This window comes from Teichococcus aerofrigidensis, from assembly GCF_054073225.1.
Window position 1 is genome coordinate 1 of record NZ_JBSXMU010000196.1, and the last position, 3,574, is coordinate 3,574.

Annotated in this window: 4 protein-coding genes; all 4 read right to left on the reverse strand. The window is 72.6% G+C overall.

The genetic code is table 11. The annotated features are described in order from the left end of the window. A partial coding sequence (locus ACVMLK_RS20260; RefSeq protein ID WP_457487445.1) for a response regulator occupies positions 1–508 on the reverse strand: 508 nt, incomplete at its 3' end. Beyond that, positions 505–897, reverse strand: a complete 393-nt coding sequence (locus tag ACVMLK_RS20265) for a response regulator (protein ID WP_457487446.1) — start codon at positions 895–897, stop codon at positions 505–507. The genes ACVMLK_RS20265 and ACVMLK_RS20260, both read right to left, overlap by 4 nt. A 10-nt stretch (positions 898–907) precedes the next feature. Then, a complete protein-coding gene (locus ACVMLK_RS20270; protein WP_457487447.1) occupies positions 908–1,390 on the reverse strand; it encodes a chemotaxis protein CheW in 483 nt (160 codons plus the stop codon). Positions 1,391–1,403: 13 nt separating this feature from the next. After that, on the reverse strand, positions 1,404–3,574 hold a 2,171-nt coding region (locus ACVMLK_RS20275; protein ID WP_457487448.1), incomplete at its 5' end, for a hybrid sensor histidine kinase/response regulator.

Consider the following 3,574-nt stretch of genomic DNA (forward strand, 5'->3'; position numbering starts at 1 on the left):
GCGGCACGATGGCCGGCGGAGCGGGCGGCCTGACCCGGGGCGGCTGACGCATCCGGGCCCAGCCCTTGACCTTGGCCAGAAGCTCGGCGCGGAAGGCGGGGTCGGCCATGCCGCCGCCCGCCGCGCCGGGCTTCGGAAGGTAGTCGGCGGCGCCGGCGCGCAGAGCCGCCATCGCCGCCGCCGCGCCATGCTGGGTGAGCGCGCTGGCGACGATCACGGCGAGGCCGGGCTGCGCGCGCAGCAGGCGCGGCAGCGCCGTCATCCCGTCCATCACCGGCATCTCGAGATCCAGAAGCACGACATCGGGGCGCTCGCCGGGCGCCAGGTCGCGCAGGGCGTCCAGCGCCTGCTGCCCATCCGCCGGCCGCGCCACCACGCGGATTCCCGGATCGGTCTCCAGCAGGCGGCCGAGGGCGGCGCGGACCGTCGCGCTGTCGTCGCACAGCATGACGCGGATCGGCCCGCCGGCCGGCACGGCGCGCGGCGTGGCGGGGGTCCAGGCGCTCACGGCCCGACATCCTCCGCCAGCAGGCCGAGCTGCACCAGCTTGCCGGTGACGATCTCGTCGTCGAAGGGCTTCATGATATACTCCTGCGCGCCGGCGGCGAGCGCCAGCACGATGCGGTCGAACTCGCTCTCGGTCGTGCAGAGCATGATGACCGGCCGCTCCGGCCCGAACTCGGCGCGGGCCGCGTTCAGGAACTGCAGCCCGTCCATCACCGGCATGTTCCAGTCGAGCAGAACGAGGCGCGGAAGCTCGGCGCGGCAGGCCTCGAGCGCCAGCAGGCCGTTCTCCGCCTCGCGCACGGCGAAGCCATGACGTTCCAGGATGCGGCGCGCGGCCTTGCGCACGACGCGGCTGTCGTCCACCACCAGGCAGGTTGTCGGCGTTTCCATGCGTTCCTCCTCAACCGATCGCCAGGACGCGGTCGACATCGAGCACGATCAGCAGCTGCCCGTCCTGCCGGTGGACGCCGCGCGACACCTCGCGCCAGACCGGGTCGAGCGTCGGAGGATTGGCGGCGAAACCTTCGGTGCGCAGCGGCAGGACCTCCCCCACCGAATCCGAGAGAAGGCTGTAGAGCTCGCCATTCTGCTCGACGACGACGCTCATCGCGGTGGCGCTCGCGGCCCGCTCCGGCAGGCCGAGGCGGCGCCGCAGGTCGATCGCGGTGACGATTCGGCCACGCAGGTTCAGGCTGCCGGCCACCTCGCGCGGGGCCAGGGGCACGCGGGTGATCACCTGCGCGCCCAGGATGTCGCGCACCGACAGCACCGGCACGCCGCAGAGCTGGCCGGCGACCGTCAGGGTCAGGAACATCTCGGCCGCGGCGTCGGCCAGGACCGGCGGCCGCACCAGGCCGGCGGAGGAAGGCATCGGGGCATGCATCGCGGTGGTTTCCTCAGCACGGGGTCTGCGCGGCCACGGCGTCGCGCAGCGCCGCCATCAGCGCCTCGCGGTCCGACTTGCCGACATAGTCGTTGAAGCCGGCCTCACGGGCGCGGCGGATCAGCGCGGGATCGCTGCGGCCGCTCAGCGCCACCATCGGCACCGTGCGCCAGGCCCCGGCGCCGCGCACCGCCTGGGCCAGGCCGATGCCGTCGAGATCCGGCATCTCGATGTCGGAGACGATGATGTCGAAAGCGGCGCCCTGCTCGCGCAGCTGCAGCGCCTGCGCGCCGGTGTCCACCGCCGTCACGTCATAGCCGGCGGCGGTCAGGCCCGGCATCAGCAGGTGGCGGAAGAAGGCGCTGTCCTCGACCAGCAGGACGCGCGGCGTCGTCTGGTCGCCGCCGGTGGGGCGGAACCAGTCCTCCCCGGCCTGCCGCAGCCACCAGGAGCAGTCGATCAGGTCGGTCACCTTGCCGCAGATCACCGCGCTGCCGAGGATGCCCGGCTGGTCGCTGGCGCCCTCGATGACGATCTGCTCCTCGACCACGTCCAGGATGCCGTCGACCATCAGCCCCATGGCGCGGTCGCGGTCGTTGAAGACCAGGACGGCCTGGCGGCGGCCCGGCTCCGGCATCATCCAGCCCGGCGCGGCCGGCACCAGCGGCATCAGCTTGCCGCGATACTGCACCAGCGCCTTGCCGCCGGAATGCTCGATGCTCTCCGCCGGCAGGTCCTCGAGCCGCGCCACCAGGCCGAGCGGCACCGCCTTCGGCGCGCCGTCGCCGGCCTGGAAGAGCAGCAGCGCGGTGCGCTCGCCCGAGCGGGTGCCGCGCAGCCCTTCCTGCGCCCGCGCCGCCTCCTCGCTCGGCCCGTCGGCGCCCACGCCGGTGGCGCGGGCGATGCCGTTGGGATCGAGGATCATGATGACGCTGCCATCGCCCAGGATGGTGTTGCCGCTGAACATCGTGACGTGGCGCAGGATCGGCGCCACCGGCTTGACCACGATCTCCTCGGTGTCGAAGACCTTGTCGACGATGATGCCGAAGACATTGGCGCCGACCTGGGTGACGACGACGAAGCCCTCCTCCGGCCCGGCATCGGCGCGCTGCTCCAGCTGCAGCAGCCGCGACAGCGAGACCAGCGGCAGCAGCCGCTCGCGCAGGCGCATCACCGGCGTGTCGTTGATCCGCTCGATCTGCGCGCTCTCGGCGGCGCCGCCGGCGCGCACCAGCTCGACCACGCCGATCTGCGGAATGGCGAAGCGCTCGCCGCCGGCCTCGACGATCAGCGCCGAGACGATGGCGAGCGTCAGCGGGATCTTGATGTAGAAGGTCGTGCCCTTGCCTTCCATCGAGCGCAGGTCGATGGTGCCGCCGATCTTCTCGACATTGGTCTTGACCACGTCCATGCCGACGCCGCGGCCGGAGACCGAGGTCACGGCCGCGGCGGTGGAGAAGCCGGCGCGGAAGATGAACCGCTGGATCTCCCGCTCGCTCATGCCGGCCAGCTCGGCCTCGGTGGTCAGGCCCTGGCTCAGCACCTTGGCCCGGATCTTCTCGACCGCGAGGCCGCGCCCGTCATCGCCGATCTCGATGATGATGTGCCCGCCCTCGTGATAGGCGTTGAGCAGGATGCGCCCGGTCTCGGGCTTGCCGGCCTGCCGGCGCTGCTCGGGCGTCTCCAGCCCATGGTCGCCGCTGTTGCGCACCATGTGCGTCAGCGGGTCCTTGATCAGCTCCAGCACCTGGCGGTCCAGCTCGGTCTCGGCGCCGCGCATCACCAGCTCGATCTTCTTGCCGAGCTCGTTGGCGAGATCCCGCACGATGCGCGGCAGCTTCTGCCAGGCATTGCCGATCGGCTGCATGCGCGTCTTCATGACGCCTTCCTGCAGCTCGGAGGTGATGTGCGACAGGCGCTGCAGCGGCACGGTCAGCGCCGAGTCGCTGCGGGCGCGCACGAGCTGCAGCAGCTGATTGCGGGTCAGCACCAGCTCGCTGACCAGGGTCATCAGATCCTCCAGCACATCCACCGAGACGCGGATGGTCTGGGCCGCGGTGATCGGGCCGGCCGCGGCGGCCTCGCCCTCCGTGCCCGGCTGGCGCGGCGCGGGCGCCGGCGCCGGCGCGGCGGCCTCCGCGACCGCGGGGGGCCCGAAGGCGGGCGGTGCGGGCGGGCGCGTGG

Bases quoted from the DNA above. Each gene is read 5' to 3' on its own strand.
- ACVMLK_RS20265 (WP_457487446.1), bottom strand. From the start codon at position 897: ATGGAAACGCCGACAACCTGCCTGGTGGTGGACGACAGCCGCGTCGTG.
- ACVMLK_RS20270 (WP_457487447.1), bottom strand. From the start codon at position 1,390: ATGCATGCCCCGATGCCTTCCTCCGCCGGCCTGGTGCGGCCGCCGGTC.